At 71.6% G+C, this 19846-nt stretch carries 21 protein-coding genes; 5 read left to right on the top strand and 16 right to left on the bottom strand.

Annotated features, from left to right (window positions below; genetic code table 11):
* Nucleotides 1–109: 109 nt before the first annotated feature.
* The 5 genes from dapD to EIZ62_RS25385 all read right to left on the bottom strand — a co-directional run bounded on the left by dapD (nt 110) and on the right by EIZ62_RS25385 (nt 3749).
* The gene (gene dapD / locus EIZ62_RS25405; RefSeq protein ID WP_156694999.1) at nt 110–1093 is read right to left on the bottom strand and encodes a 2,3,4,5-tetrahydropyridine-2,6-dicarboxylate N-succinyltransferase; all 984 of its coding nucleotides are present in this window, start codon (nt 1091–1093) and stop codon (nt 110–112) included.
* A gap of 138 nt (nt 1094–1231) precedes the next feature.
* Entirely contained in the window at nt 1232–2236 is a 1005-nt protein-coding gene (locus EIZ62_RS25400) for a hypothetical protein (RefSeq protein WP_156694998.1), read from the bottom strand.
* Nucleotides 2229–2828, bottom strand: coding sequence for an RNA polymerase sigma factor (locus EIZ62_RS25395; protein ID WP_156694997.1), 600 nt, complete (start codon nt 2826–2828; stop codon nt 2229–2231). Before EIZ62_RS25395 ends, EIZ62_RS25400 begins: the two co-directional genes overlap by 8 nt.
* A gap of 61 nt (nt 2829–2889) precedes the next feature.
* Entirely contained in the window at nt 2890–3429 is a 540-nt protein-coding gene (locus tag EIZ62_RS25390; RefSeq protein WP_156694996.1) for a TetR/AcrR family transcriptional regulator, read from the bottom strand.
* Nucleotides 3429–3749: a DMT family transporter gene (locus EIZ62_RS25385; protein WP_156694995.1), complete on the bottom strand. Its 321-nt coding sequence runs from the start codon at nt 3747–3749 to the stop codon at nt 3429–3431. The genes EIZ62_RS25390 and EIZ62_RS25385 overlap by 1 nt, the downstream gene beginning before the upstream one ends.
* Before the next feature lie 79 nt (nt 3750–3828).
* On the opposite strand from EIZ62_RS25385, the gene EIZ62_RS25380 reads away from it, so the two are divergent.
* Complete coding sequence (locus EIZ62_RS25380; RefSeq protein WP_156694994.1) at nt 3829–4947, top strand: DUF7847 domain-containing protein; 1119 nt, start codon at nt 3829–3831, stop codon at nt 4945–4947.
* Nucleotides 4948–5025: 78 nt separating this feature from the next.
* Here the strand turns inward: EIZ62_RS25380 and EIZ62_RS32565 are convergent, their stop codons facing one another.
* From EIZ62_RS32565 to EIZ62_RS25340, 8 genes are all read right to left on the bottom strand, one after another.
* Nucleotides 5026–5421 carry a metal-sulfur cluster assembly factor gene (locus EIZ62_RS32565; protein WP_425281888.1) on the bottom strand — a complete coding sequence of 132 codons (396 nt, stop codon included), beginning with the start codon at nt 5419–5421 and terminating at the stop codon, nt 5026–5028.
* Between the two features lie 53 nt (nt 5422–5474).
* Nucleotides 5475–5939, bottom strand: a complete 465-nt coding sequence (gene sufU / locus EIZ62_RS25370) for a Fe-S cluster assembly sulfur transfer protein SufU (RefSeq protein ID WP_156694992.1) — start codon at nt 5937–5939, stop codon at nt 5475–5477.
* An 8-nt stretch (nt 5940–5947) separates the two neighbouring features.
* Nucleotides 5948–7204: a cysteine desulfurase gene (locus EIZ62_RS25365; RefSeq protein WP_156694991.1), complete on the bottom strand. Its 1257-nt coding sequence runs from the start codon at nt 7202–7204 to the stop codon at nt 5948–5950.
* 88 nt (nt 7205–7292) lie between these two features.
* Nucleotides 7293–8072, bottom strand: a complete 780-nt coding sequence (sufC, locus tag EIZ62_RS25360) for a Fe-S cluster assembly ATPase SufC (protein ID WP_156694990.1) — start codon at nt 8070–8072, stop codon at nt 7293–7295.
* Nucleotides 8073–8079: 7 nt separating this feature from the next.
* Nucleotides 8080–8397, bottom strand: coding sequence for a non-heme iron oxygenase ferredoxin subunit (locus EIZ62_RS25355; protein WP_126883593.1), 318 nt, complete (start codon nt 8395–8397; stop codon nt 8080–8082).
* Nucleotides 8397–9578: a Fe-S cluster assembly protein SufD gene (gene sufD, locus EIZ62_RS25350; protein ID WP_156694989.1), complete on the bottom strand. Its 1182-nt coding sequence runs from the start codon at nt 9576–9578 to the stop codon at nt 8397–8399. The genes EIZ62_RS25355 and sufD overlap by 1 nt, the downstream gene beginning before the upstream one ends.
* 150 nt (nt 9579–9728) lie before the next feature.
* A complete protein-coding gene (gene sufB / locus EIZ62_RS25345) occupies nt 9729–11144 on the bottom strand; it encodes a Fe-S cluster assembly protein SufB (RefSeq protein WP_156694988.1) in 1416 nt (471 codons plus the stop codon).
* The gene (locus tag EIZ62_RS25340; protein ID WP_156694987.1) at nt 11141–11863 is read right to left on the bottom strand and encodes a helix-turn-helix transcriptional regulator; all 723 of its coding nucleotides are present in this window, start codon (nt 11861–11863) and stop codon (nt 11141–11143) included. Before EIZ62_RS25340 ends, sufB begins: the two co-directional genes overlap by 4 nt.
* A gap of 295 nt (nt 11864–12158) precedes the next feature.
* Here EIZ62_RS25340 and EIZ62_RS25335 point away from each other — a divergent pair, with 295 nt between their 5' ends.
* Genes EIZ62_RS25335 through EIZ62_RS25325 form a run of 3 tightly spaced genes read left to right on the top strand, consistent with a single transcriptional unit; the run spans nt 12159 to nt 14885 of the window.
* Nucleotides 12159–13085 carry an ABC transporter ATP-binding protein gene (locus EIZ62_RS25335; protein WP_156694986.1) on the top strand — a complete coding sequence of 309 codons (927 nt, stop codon included), beginning with the start codon at nt 12159–12161 and terminating at the stop codon, nt 13083–13085.
* Nucleotides 13082–13849 carry an ABC transporter permease gene (locus tag EIZ62_RS25330; RefSeq protein ID WP_156694985.1) on the top strand — a complete coding sequence of 256 codons (768 nt, stop codon included), beginning with the start codon at nt 13082–13084 and terminating at the stop codon, nt 13847–13849. The genes EIZ62_RS25335 and EIZ62_RS25330 overlap by 4 nt, the downstream gene beginning before the upstream one ends.
* A gap of 55 nt (nt 13850–13904) precedes the next feature.
* Nucleotides 13905–14885 (top strand): COX15/CtaA family protein, encoded by a 981-nt coding sequence (locus EIZ62_RS25325; RefSeq protein ID WP_156694984.1) that lies wholly within the window; start codon nt 13905–13907, stop codon nt 14883–14885.
* Nucleotide 14886: 1 nt separating this feature from the next.
* Here EIZ62_RS25325 and EIZ62_RS25320 read toward each other — a convergent pair whose 3' ends face one another.
* From EIZ62_RS25320 to EIZ62_RS25310, 3 genes are all read right to left on the bottom strand, one after another.
* Nucleotides 14887–15975, bottom strand: coding sequence for an amidohydrolase family protein (locus EIZ62_RS25320; RefSeq protein ID WP_156694983.1), 1089 nt, complete (start codon nt 15973–15975; stop codon nt 14887–14889).
* Between the two features lie 68 nt (nt 15976–16043).
* Nucleotides 16044–16379, bottom strand: a complete 336-nt coding sequence (locus tag EIZ62_RS25315; RefSeq protein ID WP_156694982.1) for a hypothetical protein — start codon at nt 16377–16379, stop codon at nt 16044–16046.
* A 44-nt stretch (nt 16380–16423) separates the two neighbouring features.
* The gene (locus EIZ62_RS25310; RefSeq protein ID WP_156694981.1) at nt 16424–17365 is read right to left on the bottom strand and encodes a heme o synthase; all 942 of its coding nucleotides are present in this window, start codon (nt 17363–17365) and stop codon (nt 16424–16426) included.
* A 370-nt stretch (nt 17366–17735) separates the two neighbouring features.
* Between EIZ62_RS25310 and tkt the strand changes: the two genes are divergently transcribed.
* A complete protein-coding gene (tkt, locus tag EIZ62_RS25305) occupies nt 17736–19838 on the top strand; it encodes a transketolase (protein ID WP_156694980.1) in 2103 nt (700 codons plus the stop codon).
* Nucleotides 19839–19846 lie beyond the last annotated feature (8 nt).

Here is a 19846-nt window from a genome sequence, read left to right as displayed (position 1 = left end):
TGAACCGTCCCTCGCGCCGCCGAATCGTGTGACCGTTGCGACCTGCTTATCCACCCGAGTGGCGGAAAGGTCACGCACGATCACACGAATCGGTGCACCACCGCACGGGTCAGTTGTGGCTGTGCAGGATGTCGTTGAGGCCGCCCCACACCGCGTTGTTCGGGCGGGCCTCGACGGTGCCGGTGACCGAGTTGCGGCGGAAGAGGATGTTCGACGCGCCGGACAGCTCGCGGGCCTTCACGATCTGGCCGTCGGGCATCGTGACGCGGGTGCCGGCGGTGATGTAGAGGCCGGCCTCGACGACGCACTCGTCACCGAGGGCGATCCCGACGCCCGCCTCGGCGCCGATCAGGCAGCGCTCGCCGACGGAGATGATGACGTTGCCGCCGCCGGAGAGGGTGCCCATCGTGGAGGCGCCGCCACCGATGTCGGAGCCGTCGCCGATGACGACGCCCGCGGAGATGCGGCCCTCGACCATCGACGTGCCGAGCGTGCCGGCGTTGAAGTTGACGAAGCCCTCGTGCATGACGGTCGTCCCGGCGGCGAGGTGCGCGCCGAGCCGGACGCGGTCGGCGTCGGCGATCCGGACGCCCTTGGGCGCGACGTAGTCGGTCATGCGGGGGAACTTGTCGACGCTGGTGACCTGCAGGTGCAGGCCCTCGGCGCGGGCGTTCAGCCGGACCTTCTCCAGGTCGTCGACGGCGACCGGGCCGAGGGACGTCCAGGCGACGTTGGCGAGCAGCCCGAAGATCCCGTCGAGGCTCTGGCCGTGCGGCTTGACCAGCCGGTGGCTGAGCAGGTGCAGGCGCAGGTACGCGTCGTGGGCGTCGAGCGGCTTGTCGTCGAGCGAGGAGACGACCGTGCGCACGGCGACGACCTCGACGCCGCGGCGGGCGTCGACGCCGATGGCCTTGGCGGCGCCGTCACCGAGGAGGTTCACGGCCTGGTCGGCGGTCAGCCGCTCCGTCCCGGCGGGGCCGGGCTCGGCGACGAGCTCGGGGGCCGGGAACCAGGTGTCGAGGACGGTGCCGTCACCGGCGATGGTGGCGAGGCCGGCGGCGACGGCGCCGGTGGTGCGAGGTGCAGAAGTCATGCCTGAAACCTAACCGGCGCGCCACCACCCGGGCGAACCGGTCTCACCTCCCGGTCGCCCGCCCGCGCCCCGCCCGGCCGCCCGCCCCGGACCCCCGTCCCGGGGCGGGCGACCGGCCCGTCCGTCAGGGGCCGGGCGTCAGGGGCGCTGGTCGGGTTTGCCGACGACCTCGGTGGCGGTGCGCAGGCCGGTGGCGAGGACGGTGCCCTTGGCCACGAAGGGCCCGCCGGACTTCTTGCCGCCGACCCAGTACCCCATCCCGGCCACCAGCTGGAAGCCGCGGAATTCGCGGGTCTCCGGGTCGATCAGGACGCGGAAGGTGTTCCGCTCGTACGCGTAGTCGCGGTGGTTGCCCTCCACCCAGAGTGCCGTGAGCTTCCGGTCGCTCCCCGGCGCGTCGGTGGAGACCGACCGCGCTCCCTCCAGGTCCCCGGCGGTCCGCAGCAGTACCTTCCTCTTGTCCTCGGGCACGGTGGTCGCGGTTCCCAGGATTTCCGCGATCTCCTCGAAGTCGCGCTGGGCCCGGGTCATGCGCCACGCGCTGGACACACTGCTCGGGATGGAGCGCTTCCGGATCAGTACGAGGGCGGCCCCGGGATCGTCCGGCAGGTCCTCGACCAGGGCGTCCGCCTGCCGGTGGGTGAGGGTGTCACTGCCGGCCCCGTTGTCCCTGGCGCCCGTCGGGGTCTGCGCGGGAGGCGTGGCGTCGAAGCCGGGCCGCTCCTCCCGGCCGTCGTAGCGCTCCCACGCCTCCTCGGGAGGCTCCGCGCGCTGCTCCAGCGAGCAGGGCTGGTCGCCCTGCTGGTGGCGGAGGTCGAAGGCGAGCCACTCCATGCCCGGGCGGCCGCTGCGCACGGTGTCGCACCGGGGCCCGTACCACTGGGTCTTGCGGTAGACCCACTGGTCCGGCTTGGGCTTGACCGCGGGCGGCGGGGGTTCCGGGCTGCCCGGCAGCAGTGTGACGAGCACCGCCACCGCCGTGACCGCGGCCGCCGCACCCGCCGTCGCGAGCAACCACCCCGCCCGCAGGCGCCGGGGCCGGGCCGCCTCGTCGAGGAGGCGCTGGCGGCCGGGGGTGAGGCGGGCGTGGTCGGGGGCAGGGGCGTCCGCGCGGAAGTCCTGGAGCGTGCGCATCTCATCCATGGCTGGCCTCCGGAGCGAAGTCGCGTACGAGGGTGGGGTCGCAGTCGCCCAGCGCGGCCCGCACCTTCTTGCGGGCCCGGTTGAGGCGGGAGCGGACGGTGCCGACGGGGATGGAGAGCGCCTCGGCGACCTCCTGGTACGTCAGGTCCGCCCAGGCGACCAGCAGCAGCACGTGCCGGTCGCCGCCCGACAGGGACGCGAGCGCGCCGGCGAGCGGGCGGTGCGCGGCCTGGGCGGTGACGCGGTCGTCGGCGTGGTCGACCCAGGACTCGGCGACCGGGTCGCGTCCGGTGCGGGCGAGCGCGTTGAGCGCGCGGATCTCGGCGCGGCGCTGCTTGCCGATCAGGTTGGCGGCGATGCCGTACAGCCAGGGCCGTGCGTTGGCGCGGGTGAGGTCGTAGCGGGATCGGGCCCGGAACGCGGCGAGGAACGTGTCGGCGGTGATGTCGTCGGCGGCCGCGTCACCGAGCCGCCGGGCGGCGTACCGGTGGATGTCGGCGGCGTGCCGGTTGTACAGCTCGGCGAAGTCCTCGGGGCGGTCCAGGGACGCGGCGATGACGGTGGCGTCGTCCTTGCCCGGTGGGCCGGTCACGGGGGCTCCGTCTCTGGCGGGTGTGGTCACGTCCCTTGTTGCCCGCAGGCCCGGGAAGGGTTCACGCGAGCAGGCGCCCCAGCATCTCGGCGGCGTACGCCTCGTCGTAGACCGTGTCCGTGAGCAGGACCTGGAGGCAGATCCCGTCGATCAGGGCGACCAGCGCGCGGGCGGTGGCCGGGTCGGTGCGGCCCGCGAGGGCGGCGGCCACGCCGTCCGCCCACTCGGCGGCCACGGGCCGCAGCGCCGGACGGCGGAGAGCGGCGAGGTACAGCTCGTACTCCAGCTCCACGCCGGTGCGTTCGCCGCCGAGCCACTCCCCGGTGAGCCGGGCGAGCTCCGCGGCGAGGTCGGCCCCGGGGTCGGTGAGCGCGCCGCTGGTGCGGACGGCGGCGGCGAAGTTCTCGCCGGTGCGGCGCAGCGCGGCGACGAGCAGTTCGTCGAGGGAGGCGAAGTGGTACGTCGTGGAGCCGAGCGGCACGTCCGCCTCCGCGGCCACCGTGCGGTGGCTGAGCCCGGCGATGCCGCCGCGTCCGACGACCCGGATCGCGGCGTCGATGATGCGGTCGCGCCGGCCAGGGTCGTAGCGGCGCGGCGCCATCAGTGGGCTCCGCCGATGTTGAGGACGACGACCCCGGCGATGACCAGGAGGATGCCGGCGATCTTGACGAGGCTGGTCGACTCGTCGAGGAAGACCATTCCGATGGCGGCGACGGCCGCCGTGCCCGCGCCGGCCCAGATCGCGTAGGCGGTGCCGACGGAGAGCGTCTTCAGTGTCTGCGCGAGGAGGGTGAAGGCGAGCAGGTAGCCCGCGACGGTGATGAGCGAGGGCCAGAGCCGGGTGAAGCCCTCGCTGTACTTCATGGCGGTCGTCCCGGCGACCTCCGCCACGATCGCCGCGGTGAGCAGTCCGTATCCCATGTGTACGAGTGTACGCATCGAAGCCGGATAACGTGTCCACGTCAGGAGTCACACACCAGTACGAGGGGGACGGGCACGCATGTCGCAGCACACCGGGTGGGGGCCGCCGACGGGACCACCGCCGGGACCGCCGGGAGGGCCGTACGGCTGGGGCGGCGGCTGGGCACCTCCGCCTCCGCCCAAGCCGGGGGTGATCCCGCTCGGGCCGCTGGGCGTCGCGGAGGTGCTCGGGGGCGCGTTCGCCACCCTGGGCCGGCACTGGAAGCAGTTCCTCGGCATCGCGCTCGCCGCCTACGCCGCCGCGCTCGTCCTCTTCGGCGGGGTGCTGCTCCTCGCATACCTGGCCACCCGGGAGGACATCGACCGCCTCGTGGACGGGTCGCCGCGCGACTTCAGCGGGCCCGACGCGTACCTGCCGCTCCTGGCGACGTTCGTCGGCGTCTACCTGTTCGGCATGCTCGTCCTGCTGCTGGCCAACGCGGTCGTCTGCGCGAGCTGCCCGGCCGTCCTCCAGGACGCCGTCCTCGGCCGGCCCGTGACCATCGGCACGGTGTGGCGCCGGGCCCGGTCGCGGTTGGGCGCCGTGCTCGGCAGCCTCCTGCTCGTGTGGCTGATCGCGGCCGTGCCGATGCTGCTGATGCTGGTGGCGCTCGTGACCTCGATGGTGTCGCTGTTCGCCGTGGCCGTGGGTGAGAGCAGCGGTATGGGGTGGCTGCTGGTGCTGTCCGCACTCGGCGTGCTGGCGACCGCCCCGGTGGCGGTCTGGCTGTGGGTGCGGTTCAGCTTCGCGCCCGCCGTCGCGGTGTTCGAGGGCCGGGGCGCCCTCGACTCCATGGCGCGGTCGGCGCAGCTGGTGCGCGGCGACTGGTGGCGCGTCCTCGGCATCTCGCTGCTCGGTTCCCTGATCGCGTGGATGGCGAGTTACGCGATCCAGATGCCGTTCTCCTTCGTGCAGCGGTTCGCCGGGGACGGGTTCGGCGAGGGCGCCCCCAGCGCCGAGGCCGCGGTGGCGATCGTCGTGACGTCCCTGGCGTTCGGTGTGATCGCCCAGATCGTCGCCCAGGTCTTCACGGCCGCCTTCCCGCAGCTGGTCGTCGCCCTGCTCTACGTCGACCAGCGCATCCGGCGGGAGAACCTGGCCGCGACCCTCGCCGCGGCCGCGAACGCTCCGCGGCAGGAGCGACCCCTCGGGACGTGAGTAAACGGCCATGCCCTCCCCGCCGCTCCGAAGAGCAGGGGGAGGGCATGGCCGTCGCAGCCCGCGCGGGGCGAGGCGTCAGACGTTGAAGCCGAGCGCGCGGAGCTGCTCCCGGCCGTCGTCCGTGATCTTGTCCGGGCCCCACGGCGGCATCCAGACCCAGTTGATCTTCAGCTCGTTGACGATGCCGTCCGTCGCGGCCTTCGCCTGGTCCTCGATCACGTCGGTCAGCGGGCAGGCCGCCGACGTCAGCGTCATGTCGAGGGTGGCGACGTTGGAGTCGTCGATGTGGATGCCGTAGATGAGGCCGAGGTTGACCACGTCGATGCCCAGCTCGGGGTCGACGACGTCGTACAGCGCCTCGCGGACCTCCTCCTCGGAGGCCGGCTTCGTCCCGGTGGCCGCACCGCCGGGCGCCGCGGCGACCGGAGCGGCCCCGTCGGTCCCGGCGCCGGCTGCCGGCTGCGTCTCCACGGACTCGGCGGTCTCGCCGCCGGCCGCCAGTTTCCCGGCCGTGTCGTTCTCAGTCATGCCGTGTTCCTCTCCGCGCCGTCGCCCATCGCCTGGGCGGTCGCGTCCTTCCAGGCCATCCAGCTCAGCAGGGCGCACTTCACCCGGGCCGGGTACTTGGAGACACCGGCGAACGCCACCGCGTCCTCCAGCACCTCCTCCATCGCGTCATCGGGCTCGACCTTGCCCTTGGACTGCATCAGCTCCAGGAAGGTGGCCTGGATCGCCTGCGCCTCGGCGAGTTCCTTGCCGACGAGGAGTTCGTTCAGCACGGAGGCGGACGCCTGGCTGATCGAGCAGCCCTGGCCCTCGTACGACACGTCCGCGATGCGCGTCCCGTCGTACTTCACGCGCAGCGTGATCTCGTCGCCGCACGTCGGGTTGACGTGGTGCACCTCGGCGTCGCCGTCCCGCAAGCCCCGCCCGTGCGGGTTCTTGTAGTGGTCCAGGATGACGTCCTGGTACATCGAATCCAGCTTCACACCCGCTCCTAGCCGAAGAAGTTCCGGACGTGCTCCAGCCCGTCGACCAAGGCGTCCACCTCGGCCGGCGTGGAGTACAGATAGAACGACGCCCGCGTGGTCGCAGGAATTCCGTACCGGAGGCACACCGGCCGTGCGCAGTGGTGGCCCACCCGCACGGCGATGCCCTGCTCGTCGAGGACCTGGCCCACGTCGTGCGGGTGGATGTCGCCCAGGACGAACGAGATCGCCGCACCGCGGTCCTCGGCCGTCACCGGGCCGATGATCCGCAGGTCGGGGACCTCCTGGAGGCGGCGGACCGCGTACTCCGTGATCGCGTGCTCATGCGCGGCGATCTTGTCCATGCCGATCGACGACAGGTAGTCCACCGCCGCGCCGAGGCCGACGGCCTGCGCGATCGGGGGCGTACCCGCCTCGAACTTGTGCGGCGCCGGGGCGTACGTCGACGAGCTCATCGACACGGTCTCGATCATCTCGCCGCCGCCGAGGAACGGCGGGAGGTCCTCCAGCAGCTCCTGGCGGCCCCACAGCACGCCGATGCCGGTCGGGCCGCACATCTTGTGGCCGGTGAAGGCGACGAAGTCGGCCTGGAGGGCCTGCACGTCCAGCGGCATGTGCGGGGCGGCCTGCGAGGCGTCGAGCAGCACGAGGGCGCCGACGTCCTGGGCGCGGCGCACTATCGCCTCGACCGGGTTGACGGTGCCCATGATGTTGGAGACCAGCGTGAAGGAGACGATCTTCGTCTTCTCGGTGATGACCTCGTCGATGTTCGACAGGTCGAGGCGGCCGTCGTCGGTGAGGCCGAACCACTTCAGCTTCGCGCCGGTGCGCTGCGAGAGCAGCTGCCACGGGACGATGTTGGAGTGGTGCTCCATCTCCGTGATGACGATCTCGGTCTCGCTGTCGACGCGGTAGGGCTCGTCGGCCCAGCCCAGCATGTTGGCGACGAGGTTGAGCGACTCCGAGGCGTTCTTGGTGAAGATCACCTCGTCCCGGCTGGGCGCGTTGATGAAGGCGGCGACCTTGTCACGCGCCCCCTCGTACAGCGCCGTGGCCTCCTCGGCCAGCACATGCACGCCGCGGTGCACGTTGGCGTTGTGCCGCTCGTAGTACTCACTGACGGCGTCGATGACCTGGCGCGGCGTCTGCGAGGTCGCCGCGTTGTCCAGGTACACGAGCTTCTTGCCGTCGTGCAGCACCCGGTCGAGGATCGGGAAGTCCTTGCGGAGCGCCTCGGTGTCGAGGAGGCCCGGCAGCTGTGTCACACTGTGCCCCTTTCGTGAGCTTCTCCGCCCGCGAGGCGCACCTGCGAGTCGCAGGTCGTCTGCGGGCCGGTGGCCTCGCGCGCGTCGCTCACTGGGATGCGCCACCCTTCGTGTCGTCGCGGTTCGTGTACGACGCGTAGCCCTCGGCCTCGAGCTTGTCGGCCAGCTCGGGGCCGCCCGACTCGACGATGCGGCCGCCGGCGAAGACGTGGACGTGGTCCGGCTTGATGTAGCGCAGGATGCGCGTGTAGTGCGTGATCAGCAGGGTGCCGACCTCGCCGGTCTCGCGGACGCGGTTGACGCCCTCGGAGACGATGCGCAGCGCGTCGACGTCCAGGCCGGAGTCGGTCTCGTCGAGGATCGCGATCTTCGGGCGGAGGAGCTCCAGCTGGAGGATCTCGTGGCGCTTCTTCTCACCGCCGGAGAAGCCCTCGTTGACGTTCCGCTCGGCGAAGGAGGGGTCCATGTTGAGGCGCTGCATGGCCTCCTTGACCTCCTTCACCCAGGTGCGGAGCTTGGGGGCCTCGCCGCGGACGGCGGTGGCGGAGGTGCGCAGGAAGTTGCTGACGGAGACGCCGGGGACCTCGACCGGGTACTGCATGGCGAGGAAGACGCCGGCGCGGGCGCGCTCGTCGACGGACATCTCCAGGACGTCCTCGCCGTCGATGGTGACGGTGCCGCCGGTGATCGTGTACTTGGGGTGGCCGGCCAGCGAGTAGGCGAGCGTGGACTTGCCGGAGCCGTTGGGGCCCATGATGGCGTGGGTCTCGCCCTGCTTCACGGTCAGGTCGACGCCCTTGAGGATCTCCTTGGTGGCGTTGTCGGCCTCGACGGAGACGTGCAGGTCGCGGATTTCAAGCGTTGCCATGGGTGACTCAGGACTCCTGGGTGACGGAGACGAGCACATCGTCCCCTTCGATCTTGACGGGGTATACGGGGACGGGGCGCGTCGCGGGAAGGCCGGACGGCTTGCCGGTGCGCAGGTCGAAGGCGGACCCGTGCAGCCAGCACTCGATCTGGCAGTCCTCGACCTCGCCCTCCGACAACGAGACGTTCGCGTGCGAGCAGATGTCGTGGATCGCGAACACCTCGCCCTCGGTCTGGACGACGGAGATGGGCGTGCCGTCGAGTTCCACCCGCTTCGGGGTGTCCTCCTCCAGCTCGCTCAGCCCGCAGGCTCGGACGAAAGGCATCAGACGGACGCCTCCAGCTCGGCCTCGATCTTGGCCATGAGGCGCTCCTCGACGTCGGGGAGCCCGATCTGCTGGACCAGTTCGGCGAAGAAGCCGCGGACGACGAGGCGGCGGGCCTCGGTCTCCGGGATGCCGCGGGCCATCAGGTAGAAGAGCTGCTCGTCGTCGAAGCGGCCGGTGGCGGAGGCGTGACCGGCGCCGGCGATCTCGCCGGTCTCGATCTCCAGGTTGGGCACGGAGTCGACGCGGGCGCCGTCGGTCAGAACCAGGTTGCGGTTCATCTCGTACGTGTCGGTGCCCTCGGCGGCGGCCTGGATGAGCACGTCACCGATCCACACGGCGTGGGCGTTGTCGCCCTGGAGCGCGCCCTTGTAGGCGACGTTCGACTTGCAGTGCGGGGTGTTGTGGTCGACGAGGAGGCGGTGCTCCTGGTGCTGGCCCTTCTCGGTGAAGTACAGGCCGAACAGCTCGGCCTCGCCGCCGGTGGCGGCGTACGTCACGCGCGGGTGCAGGCGGACGAGGTCACCGCCGAAGGTGACGACGACCGACTTGAAGGAGGCGTCGCGGCCGACCAGCGCGTTGTGCTGGCCGACGTGGACGGCCTTCTCGTCCCAGTCCTGGATGGAGACGACGGTGAGCTTGGCGCCGTCGCCGAGGACGTAGTCGACGTTGGCGGCGAGCACGGCGTCACCGGTGTGGTCGATGACCACGACGGCCTCGGCGAACGCGCCGAGTTCGATCAGCTGGTGGCCGAAGGCGGTGCCGCCCTGGCCGTACACGGAGATGCGGACCGGCTCGGTGAGCACGGTCTCCTTGGGCACGGTGACGACCGAGGCCTTCTCGAAGGCGGAGTACGCCTGGGCGGCGACCCGGTCCACCGGCGTGCCGGCCCGGCCGAGCCGCTCGTCGTCGCGGCCGACGGTCTCGACGGTGACGCCCTCGGGCGCCTCCACGTCGACGCGCACGCCGTCGCCGGTGGCGATCGCGGTGCCGTCGTGCAGGCCCCGCAGCCGCTCCAGCGGCGTGAACCGCCACTCCTCCTCACGACCGTGCGGGACGGGGAAGTCCGCGACGTCGAAGGACGGGGGGGCGCTCATGCGGGTCGCGACGGTGGACTCGGCGGCCACCGCGATGGAGCCGGCGGTGGTGGAGCCCGCCGGGAGATTCTGAGCCTCAGCCATGGCTGTCGGTCTGCTCGCTTTCTGCGTTCGGTGCGTTCGCCGCGCGGGGCGGGTCCGGCCGGGGCCGGTCGCCCCGCGGGCGGCTCGCTGGACTCACCCGGTCTCACACCTGGTGGGCCCGGGGACGTGATCGACGGTGCCGGGGGGCGGTCAGCCCACCGCGCCTTCCATCTGCAGCTCGATCAGCCGGTTGAGCTCGAGCGCGTACTCCATGGGCAGCTCCTTGGCGATCGGCTCGACGAAGCCGCGCACGATCATGGCCATGGCCTCGTCCTCCGACAGGCCGCGGCTCATCAGGTAGAAGAGCTGGTCCTCGGAGACCTTGGAGACGGTCGCCTCGTGGCCCATGGACACGTCGTCCTCGCGGACGTCGACGTACGGGTACGTGTCCGAGCGGGAGATCGTGTCGACGAGCAGCGCGTCGCACAGCACGTTCGACTTGGAGCCCGGGGCGCCCTCGCCGATCTCGATGAGACCGCGGTAGGAGGTGCGGCCGCCGCCTCGCGCCACCGACTTGGAGACGATGTTGGAGGAGGTGTTCGGGGCCATGTGGACCATCTTGGCGCCGGCGTCCTGGTGCTGGCCCTCGCCCGCGAAGGCGATGGACAGGGTCTCGCCCTTGGCGTGCTCGCCCATCAGGTAGACGGCCGGGTACTTCATGGTCACCTTGGAGCCGATGTTGCCGTCGACCCACTCCATGGTCGCGCCCTCGTAGGCCACGGCGCGCTTGGTGACCAGGTTGTAGACGTTGTTCGACCAGTTCTGGATCGTCGTGTAGCGGCAGCGGCCGCCCTTCTTCACGATGATCTCGACGACGGCGCTGTGCAGCGAGTCCGAGGAGTAGATCGGGGCGGTGCAGCCCTCGACGTAGTGGACGTAGGCGTCCTCGTCGACGATGATCAGCGTCCGCTCGAACTGGCCCATGTTCTCGGTGTTGATGCGGAAGTAGGCCTGGAGCGGGATCTCGACGTGCACGCCCTTGGGGACGTAGATGAACGAGCCGCCGGACCACACCGCGGTGTTCAGCGACGCGAACTTGTTGTCGCCGACCGGGATGACCGTGCCGAAGTACTCCTGGAAGAGCTCCGGGTGCTCCTTGAGCGCGGTGTCGGTGTCCAGGAAGATGACGCCCTGCTCCTCCAGGTCCTCGCGGATCTGGTGGTAGACGACCTCGGACTCGTACTGGGCCGCGACACCGGCGACGAGGCGCTGCTTCTCCGCCTCGGGGATGCCGAGCTTGTCGTACGTGTTCTTGATGTCCTCGGGCAGGTCCTCCCAGGAACCGGCCTGCTTCTCGGTGGAGCGGACGAAGTACTTGATGTTGTCGAAGTCGATGCCCGACAGGTCGGAGCCCCAGTTCGGCATGGGCTTCTTGTCGAAGAGGCGCAGACCCTTCAGCCGCAGCTTCAGCATCCACTCGGGCTCGTTCTTCTTCGCGGAGATGTCGCGGACGACAGCCTCGGAGAGACCGCGCTTGGCGGCGGCACCGGCCGCGTCCGAGTCGGCCCAGCCGTACTCGTACCGACCCAGGCCCTCAAGCTCGGGGTGGCTGATCTCGGTGGTCATGCGGGGTTCCTCCCGGCCGTGCTTGCGGATGCTGATGGTGTGGTGTGCGGGATGTACGTCGTGCAGACCCCGTCGCCGTGGGCGATCGTCGCCAGTCGTTGCACGTGGGTGCCGAGCAGGCGGCTGAAGACCTCGGTCTCCGCCTCGCACAGCTGCGGGTACCGCTCGGCCACATGGGCGACCGGGCAGTGGTGCTGGCACAGCTGCTGTCCGACCGGCGCGTTGCGCGCCGTGGCAGCGTACCCGTCCGCGCTGAGGGCCTTGGCGAGCGCCTCGGCGCGGTCCTCCGGCGCCGCCGCCTCGACCGCCTCGCGGTAGGCCTCCGCCTGGGTCTCGATCCGGTCGCGCGCGAAGGCGGCGACGGCCGCCTCCCCGCCGGCGTTCTCCTCGATCCAGCGGAGGGCGTCCACGGCGAGCGAGTCGTACGACTGGTCGAAGGCGTCCCGGCCGCAGTCGGTCAGGGCGAACACCTTGGCCGGGCGGCCACGGGTGCGGGCCCCGTACACGCGCTGTTCGCGGGCGGCGACGACGTCGTCGGAGACCAGGGCGTCGAGGTGCCGGCGTACGGCGGCCTGCGTGAGTCCGAGCCGCTTGGCGAGCTCGGCCACGGTGGACGGGCCGTGATCCAGGATGGACCGCGCGACCCGGTTGCGCGTGGAGCGCTCCCCGGTCGCGAGTTCCTCCGCTGGAGCCGCGGGAGCCTCACCGACGTTTTTCACAACGCCATTGTTGCGTAATTCCTCAGAGCCTGACAAGCGAGGTCCGACGCGCGGACGGTGCCGTACATCACTAAGGGAAACCTAACCTGACCTGCGGAAACGATCAGGGCCGACGGCACCGTGAACGGCCCGCACCCCCGCCTGACCTGCCCGTTTTGCCCGTTCGCGGTCTCCGTCCCGCTCCGGTGGCGTCCTTCCTGACGATCTTGCCGGCCGCCCTTCCCGCGCCTCCGCGGATCTCCGGATCGCACCCGCCGAACGGGGTGCGCCGCGCGGCTCTCTAGACTTCGTTGCCATGCGATACGAGTCCGTCGTCCAGGTCCGGGGCCTGGTCAAGCGGTACGGGACCAAGACCGCGGTGGACGGCCTCGACCTCGACGTCCGGGCGGGCACCGTGACCGCCGTCCTGGGACCCAACGGGGCCGGCAAGACCACCACCGTCGAGACCTGCGAGGGCTACCGCCGCCCCGACGCCGGCAGCGTCCGCGTCCTGGGCCTCGACCCGGTCGCCGACGCGGCCCGCCTCCGCCCCAGGATCGGCGTGATGCTCCAGTCCGGCGGCGTCTACTCCGGCGCCCGCGCCGGCGAGATGCTCCGCCACATGGCGAGGCTGCACGCCCACCCCCTCGACGTGGACGCCCTGATCGAGCGCCTCGGGCTCGGGTCCTGCGGCCGGACGACCTACCGGAGGCTCTCCGGCGGCCAGCAGCAGCGCCTGGCGCTCGCCCTGGCCGTGGTCGGCCGGCCCGAGCTGGTCTTCCTGGACGAGCCGACCGCGGGCCTCGACCCGCAGGCCCGCCGCGCCACCTGGGAGTTGATCCGCGAGCTGCGCGCCGACGGGGTCACCACCGTCCTGACCACCCACTTCATGGACGAGGCCGAGGAGCTGGCCGACGACGTCGCGATCATCGACGCCGGGCGGGTGGCCGTCCAGGGCAGCCCCGAGCAGCTGTGCCGGGGCGGCGCCGAGAACACCCTGCGCTTCACCGGGCGGCCCGGTCTCGACCTCGGCTCGCTGCTCAAGGCGCTGCCCGACGGGACGGCCGCCGCCGAGCTGACGCCAGGCGCGTACCGCATCAGCGGCACGGTCGACCCCCAGCTGCTGGCGACGGTCACCACCTGGTGCGCGCAAGCCGGTGTGATGCCCGACGGCATAGCGGTCGAGCGGCACACCCTCGAGGACGTCTTCCTGGAACTGACCGGCAAGGAGCTGCGTTCATGAGCGCCGGGACCCACACGCCCCAGCCCGGTGCGGCGCCGCTCGGGCGGATGATCGCCGCGCAGGCCGCGTTCGAGACGCGGATGCTGCTGCGCAACGGGGAGCAGCTGCTGCTCACCGTGATCATCCCGTCGCTGCTGCTCGTGCTGTTCTCGACGGTCGACATCGTCGACACCGGCGACGGCAGGGCCGTCGACTTCCTGGCCCCGGGTGTCCTCGCGCTCGCCGTGATGTCGACGGCCTTCACCGGCCAGGCGATCGGGACCGGCTTCGAGCGGCGGTACGGGGTGCTCAAGCGGCTCGGCGCGTCCCCGCTGCCCCGCTGGGCGCTGATGACGGCGAAGACCCTCTCGGTCCTGGTCACCGAGGTGCTCCAGGTGGCCCTGCTGACGGTGATCGCGCTGGCGCTGGGCTGGTCGCCGCGGGGGAACCCCTTCTCCGTGCTCCTGCTGCTCCTGCTCGGCACCGCGGCCTTCTCCGGGCTCGGACTGCTGATGGCCGGCACCCTGCGGGCCGAGGCGACGCTGGCCGCCGCGAACCTGGTGTTCCTGCTGCTCCTGGTGGGCGGCGGGGTGATCGTGCCGCTGGAGCGGTTCCCCGGCGCGGCGCGCGCGGCGCTTGAGCTGCTGCCGATCTCGGCGCTGTCGGACGGCCTGCGGGACGTGCTCCAGGGCGGGGCGTCCCTGCCGTGGGGCGCGGCGGCGGTCCTGGCGGTGTGGGCGGTGCTCGGACTGGGTGCGGCGGCCCGCTTCTTCCGCTGGGAGTAGCCCCGGGGCGCCCGGCGGGGGGCCTCGTGAATCGGTGCACAAGCGGACGCTTACGATGGTGTCCGTGTTGACCCCCCTCGCCTACATCGCCCAGCGCTGGACCCCCTCCCCCAAGACGGTCCGGCGCGCCGCGCTCTCCGCCGTGGTGATGACCGTCGTCATCATCGTGACGGGCGGCGCCGTCCGGCTGACCGGTTCCGGCCTCGGCTGCGACACCTGGCCCAAGTGCACGGACGACAGTCTGTTCACCACGTCCGAGCAGGGCATCCACGGCGCCATCGAGTTCGGCAACCGGATGCTGACGTATGTGGTGTCGGCGGCCGTGGGCTGGTTCATCGTGGCGGCCCGGGCGGCGAAGCCGCGGCTACGCGGGCTGAGCCGGCTGGGCTGGCTCCAGTTCTGGATCGTGGCGCTCAACGCCGTCATCGGCGGCATCACGGTCCGCCTGGAACTGAACCCGTGGACCGTGGCCGTCCACTTCCTCGCCGCCAACGCGCTGCTGACGGTGACCACCGTCAGCTGGCTGCGCACCCGGGAGGGCGACGGCGCCCCGCGCCCGCGCGTCCCGGGGCCGGTGCGGAAGCTGGGCTGGACGCTGGTCGTCGTCGCCGGGCTGCTGGTCGCGGCGGGCACGACGGTGACGGGTTCCGGTGAGCACGCGGGCGACAGCAGTGACGTGCCGCGCATGCCGTTCGACTACGCCTCGGTCGCCCAGATCCACGCGCTCTTCGCGTGGGCGGTGTGCGCCCTGGCGCTGGCCATGTTCTTCGTACTGCGCGTGGTGGACGCCCCGGACGACGTCCGGGCGCGCGCCCGCGACCTGCTGCTGGTGCTGCTGGCGCAGGGCGCGATCGGGTACGTGCAGTACTTCACGGGCGTGCCGGAGGTCCTGGTGGGCCTGCACATGCTGGGCTCGTCGCTGATGTGGATCGCGGTGCTGCGGCTGGCCCTGAGCCTGCGCGAGCGGCCGCTCGCGGAGCCGGGCGCCGGGATCCCGGCGCAGTCCCCGGAGGCGGCGGCGGTCCCCACGGCGTAGGTCAGGCGCCCTCGGCCAGCCGGTAGACCCGCCGGGCGTTGCCCGCCGCGATCATCCCGGCCACGCGCTGGGCGTCGGGGCGGGACCAGGAGCCGTCGCCCACCCAGTCGGCCAGCACGCGGCCGAGCGCCTCGCGGAACACGGTCGCGCCCACCACGTGCAGTTCGGGCAGCCCGCGCGCGCCGCTGGAGAACAGCAGCTTTCCGAACGGGGCCAGCTCCAGGGTCTCGGCCAGGACGGCCGCCGCCCGCGCGCCCGTCCGCGCGAGCGCGGGGCCCAGGTCGGCGTAGACGTGGGGGAAGACGCTCGTCAGGTGCGCGGCCTGCCGGTGGTACGGGTAGCCGTGCAGCAGCACCAGGTCGGTGCCGAGTCCCGCGGTGGCCGCCGCGAAGTCGCCGAGCGTGGTGGGGTCGTCGTCGCCGAGGTGCAGCTGGAGCGGGCGCCCCGACGAGACGGCGATCCACAGCAGGTGCCGCAGCAGGACCGGGTCGGTGAGCGCCCCGCCCGTCCGGCGCCCGGCGAGCCAGCGCCCCGCCGCGCCCCGCACCTCGCCGGGTCCGGGCGGCTCGGGGGCCAGGGCGAGCCCGTGGCGTACCGCTGCCACGGAGGTGAAGGCGACGGCGGAGACGGCCGCCCCGTGCACGGCTTCGGCGAGGTTGGCGAGCAGGGCGTCGACGGTGCCGGACGTGTCGGCGACCTGCTGCGCGAGCAGTTCCAGGCGGGCGATCTCGTGGGCGCCGGCGCCGCCGGCCGCGGCGAGTTCGACCGGGCCGGTGAGGTCGCCGGGCAGGCCGGTCTCGACCAGGTAGGTGGAGATCCCGGTGGCGCGCAGCAGCCGGCGGCCCGCTTCCAGGACGCCCAGCTCGCGGCGGCGGGCCAGGTAGCGGGCCGGCGGGCAGTGCGGTTCGAGCCCGAGCAGGGGCGGGCACCAGCGCCGTACGGCGAAGCCGGTCTGGGTGTCGAAGAACGTCGTCCCGGCGGCGGGTGGCCCGCCGGTGCGGCCGAGGAGGGTCTCGAAGGTGCCCAGGCCCAGCTCGGTGCGGAGCACCCCGTGGCAGTACTGGTCCACCAGCGTCGGGGTGTCGATCATGAAGGGGCTCCCTGCGATGGACGAACCGTCACAGGTCCTAACGGGTGAACCCCTCCCAAGGTGTTGCCTCAGTCGTTCGAGGGGCCGCCGACCTGGATGCCCGCCATGCGGGTCCACTCGTAGGGGCCGGTGCGGACCTTGGCGGCGAAGTCGCCGTCGAACTCCTCGTGGAGGGTGAGGCCCGCCTTCTCCGCGGCGCTCTTGGCGACCGCGTGCGTGGGTGCGACGAGGTCGCCCCAGCCGCCGTCCTCGCCGACGAGCACGATGCGGGTGCCCATCTGGCCGATGTAGGCGAGCTGGCCCTCGGCGCCGCCGTGCTCCTTGGAGAACGCCTGGATCTGCTTGGCGAGCTTCGCGACCCTGCGCTCGTCCTGCTGGGTGCCGCCCTGCGTGGTGTCTGCCATGAACAGGATGCTACCCACCAGTAGTAAAACTCGCCAGAGTCGGCCTACCGCAGGAAGGGATCCACCGCGACGGCCACGAACAGCAGCGACACATAGGTGATCGACCAGTGGAACAGCCGCATCTCCTTCAGCTTGCCGCCCGTCTCGCCCGCCTTGGCGCGGTTCTGGAGGGCGTGCGCCTCCCACAGCCACCAGCCGCCGGTGGCCAGCGCCACGGCCGTGTAGAACCAGCCGGTGTAGCCGAGCGGCGTCAGCAGCAGGGAGACGGCGACCATCACCCAGCTGTAGAGGACGATCTGGCGGGCCACCACCTTGTTGGAGGCGACCACGGGCAGCATGGGCACGCCCACGCGCGCGTAGTCCTCCTTCACCTTCATCGACAGCGGCCAGTAGTGCGGCGGCGTCCAGAAGAAGATGACGAGGAAGAGGATGACCGCGGCCCACGACATCGAGTTCGTCACCGCGGACCAGCCGATGAGCACCGGCATGCAGCCGGCGATGCCGCCCCAGACGATGTTCTGCGCGGTACGCCGCTTGAGGATCATCGTGTAGACGACGACGTAGAAGAGGAGCGCGCCGAGCGACAGCCAGGCGGACAGCCAGTTGACGAGCAGTCCGAACCAGAGCGTGGAGACGACGGCGAGGGTGAGGCCGAAGACCAGGCCCTCGCGCGGCGAGACCATGCCGGTGACCAGCGGCCGCTGGGACGTACGGTCCATCAGGGCGTCGATGTCGCGATCGATGTACATGTTCAGCGCGTTCGCGCCGCCGGCCGACAGGTAGCCGCCCAGGCAGGTGGCGAGCACCAGCCACAGGTCGGGAACTCCCTGCTCGGCCAGGAACATCACGGGGACCGTGGTGATCAGGAGCAGTTCGATGATCCGCGGCTTGGTCAGCGCCACGAACGCCTTGACGCGGGCCCCGAATGGCCGCTTCCCCGTGCTCGCCCCGAGCACACCCGCCGGACGGGATTCGACGGCCGTCACGCACACCCCTGACAGAGACTCCCAGCGAGTCGCACCCGGACATGGGGCCTGGTGGCCGTGAAGGCCCGGTAAAGACTCGCGCGTACCACGCCACTCTAGACGTTGCCCATACCTCGCCCTCCCCGGGGGTGGGTCGTGTTGGAGAGGGCACCGCAAAGGGTGGTTTCCACGCTCGGATGAGCGATCGGATGAGCGCCTCCGTATTCACTTGCCAAAGGCCGTGGAGCCCAGTCAGGAGGCGGATCCCGACGGATCCCGGCACTCTGGAATGACTCGAAAAATTGCACGTTCTCACGGGGGTAGGCTCAACAACGGCCGGTGGGATCTACGCCACCGGCATTCGACATGTGGAGAGGAGCCCTGACCCAGGGTGAGCACCAAGCCGACCACCACAGACCTCGAGTGGACCGAGTTGGACCAGCGGGCCGTCGACACCGCCCGCATCCTGGCCGCCGATGCCGTACAGAAGGTCGGCAACGGCCATCCCGGTACGGCGATGAGCCTGGCCCCGGCCGCGTACACCCTCTTCCAGAAGGTGATGCGGCACGACCCGGCGGACGCCGACTGGACCGGGCGCGACCGTTTCGTGCTGTCCGCCGGCCACTCGTCCCTGACGCTGTACACACAGCTGTACCTGGCCGGCTTCGGCCTGGAGCTGGACGACCTGAAGGCCTTCCGGACCTGGGGCTCGAAGACCCCGGGCCACCCGGAGTACGGCCACACGGTCGGCGTCGAGACGACGACCGGACCGCTGGGCCAGGGTGTCGCCAACGCCGTGGGCATGGCGATGGCCGCCCGTTACGAGCGGGGCCTGTTCGACCCGGAGGCCGCTCCCGGCACTTCGCCGTTCGACCACTTCGTCTACTGCATCGCCGGTGACGGCTGCCTCCAGGAGGGCATCTCCGCCGAGGCGTCCTCGACGGCCGGCCACCAGAAGCTCGGCAACCTGATCCTGCTGTGGGACGACAACCACATCTCGATCGAGGGCGACACCGAGACGGCCGTCTCCGAAGACACGATGCAGCGGTACGAGGCGTACGGCTGGCACGTGCAGCGCGTGGAGCCCAAGGAGAACGGCGACCTCGACCCCGAGGCCCTCTTCCGTGCCCTCCAGGCCGCCAAGGCCGAGACCTCGCGCCCGTCGTTCATCGCGATGCGCTCGATCATCGCCTGGCCGGCGCCGAACGCGCAGAACACCGAGGCCGCGCACGGCTCGGCGCTGGGCGACGACGAGGTGGCGGCGACCAAGCGCGTCCTGGGCTTCGACCCCGGGAAGTCGTTCGAGGTTTCGGACGAGGTGATCGGCCACACGCGCCAGGCCCTCGACCGCGGCCGCGAGGCGCGCGCCGAGTGGGAGAAGCGGTTCCAGGAGTGGCGTACGGCCAACCCGGAGCGCGCCGCCGAGTTCGACCGCGTCGCCGCGGGCGAGCTGCCCACCGGCTGGGAGGAGAAGCTCCCGGTCTTCGAGCCCGGCAAGGGCGTCGCGACCCGCGCCGCCTCGGGCAAGGTGCTCCAGGCGCTGGGCGCGGTCATCCCCGAGCTGTGGGGCGGCTCCGCCGACCTCGCGGGCTCGAACAACACGACGATCGACAAGACGTCGTCGTTCCTGCCCGTGGGCAACCCGCTGCCGGAGGCCGACCCGTACGGCCGCACCATCCACTTCGGCATCCGTGAGCACGCGATGGCCGCGGAGATGAACGGCATCGCGCTGCACGGCAACACCCGCATCTTCGGCGGCACCTTCCTGGTGTTCTCCGACTACATGCGCAACGCGGTGCGCCTCTCCGCGCTGATGCACCTGCCGGTGACGTACGTGTGGACGCACGACTCCATCGGCCTGGGCGAGGACGGCCCGACGCACCAGCCGGTCGAGCACCTGGCCTCGCTGCGCGCCATCCCGGGCCTGAACGTGGTCCGCCCGGCCGACGCCAACGAGACGGCGATCGCCTGGCGCGAGGTCCTGCGCCGCTGGACCAAGGAGTTCGGCAAGGGCGCCCCGACGGGCCTGGCGCTGACCCGCCAGGGCGTGCCGACCTACGAGTGGAACGACGACGCCGCCCGCGGCGGGTACGTGCTGTTCGACGCGCAGGGGGCCGACGGGCAGGACGCCGAGCCGCAGGTCGTGCTGATCGGCACGGGCTCCGAGGTCCACGTGGCCGTCGAGGCGCGTGAGCAGCTCCAGGCCGCCGGTGTTCCGACCCGTGTGGTGTCGATGCCGTGCGTGGAGTGGTTCGAGCAGCAGGACCAGGGGTACCGGGATGCGGTGCTGCCGCCGTCGGTGAAGGCGCGCGTCGCGGTCGAGGCCGGCATCGGGCTCACCTGGCACCGGTACGTCGGTGACGCGGGCCGCATCGTTTCGCTGGAGCACTTCGGCGCTTCGGCCGACGGCAAGGTCCTCTTCCGGGAGTTCGGCTTCACTCCGGAGGCGGTCGCCGCCGCCGCCCGGGAATCCCTCGAAGCCGCAGCGCGCTGACGCCGGTA

The sequence above is a fragment of the Streptomyces ficellus genome (assembly GCF_009739905.1).
Lineage (GTDB): Bacteria > Actinomycetota > Actinomycetes > Streptomycetales > Streptomycetaceae > Streptomyces > Streptomyces ficellus_A.
This window is presented reverse-complemented; position numbering and strand designations above follow the sequence as displayed.

Coding starts and splice junctions, on each gene's coding strand:
- EIZ62_RS25315 (WP_156694982.1), bottom strand. CDS start 16,379: ATGGCAGACACCACGCAGGGCGGCACCCAGCAGGACGAGCGCAGGGTC.
- dapD (WP_156694999.1), bottom strand. CDS start 1,093: ATGACTTCTGCACCTCGCACCACCGGCGCCGTCGCCGCCGGCCTCGCC.
- EIZ62_RS25320 (WP_156694983.1), bottom strand. CDS start 15,975: ATGATCGACACCCCGACGCTGGTGGACCAGTACTGCCACGGGGTGCTC.
- EIZ62_RS25325 (WP_156694984.1), top strand. CDS start 13,905: ATGGTGTCCGTGTTGACCCCCCTCGCCTACATCGCCCAGCGCTGGACC.
- EIZ62_RS25400 (WP_156694998.1), bottom strand. CDS start 2,236: ATGGATGAGATGCGCACGCTCCAGGACTTCCGCGCGGACGCCCCTGCC.
- EIZ62_RS25355 (WP_126883593.1), bottom strand. CDS start 8,397: ATGCCTTTCGTCCGAGCCTGCGGGCTGAGCGAGCTGGAGGAGGACACC.
- EIZ62_RS25330 (WP_156694985.1), top strand. CDS start 13,082: ATGAGCGCCGGGACCCACACGCCCCAGCCCGGTGCGGCGCCGCTCGGG.
- sufC (WP_156694990.1), bottom strand. CDS start 8,072: ATGGCAACGCTTGAAATCCGCGACCTGCACGTCTCCGTCGAGGCCGAC.
- EIZ62_RS25335 (WP_156694986.1), top strand. CDS start 12,159: ATGCGATACGAGTCCGTCGTCCAGGTCCGGGGCCTGGTCAAGCGGTAC.
- EIZ62_RS25385 (WP_156694995.1), bottom strand. CDS start 3,749: ATGGGATACGGACTGCTCACCGCGGCGATCGTGGCGGAGGTCGCCGGG.
- sufB (WP_156694988.1), bottom strand. CDS start 11,144: ATGACCACCGAGATCAGCCACCCCGAGCTTGAGGGCCTGGGTCGGTAC.
- EIZ62_RS25380 (WP_156694994.1), top strand. CDS start 3,829: ATGTCGCAGCACACCGGGTGGGGGCCGCCGACGGGACCACCGCCGGGA.
- EIZ62_RS25390 (WP_156694996.1), bottom strand. CDS start 3,429: ATGGCGCCGCGCCGCTACGACCCTGGCCGGCGCGACCGCATCATCGAC.
- sufD (WP_156694989.1), bottom strand. CDS start 9,578: ATGGCTGAGGCTCAGAATCTCCCGGCGGGCTCCACCACCGCCGGCTCC.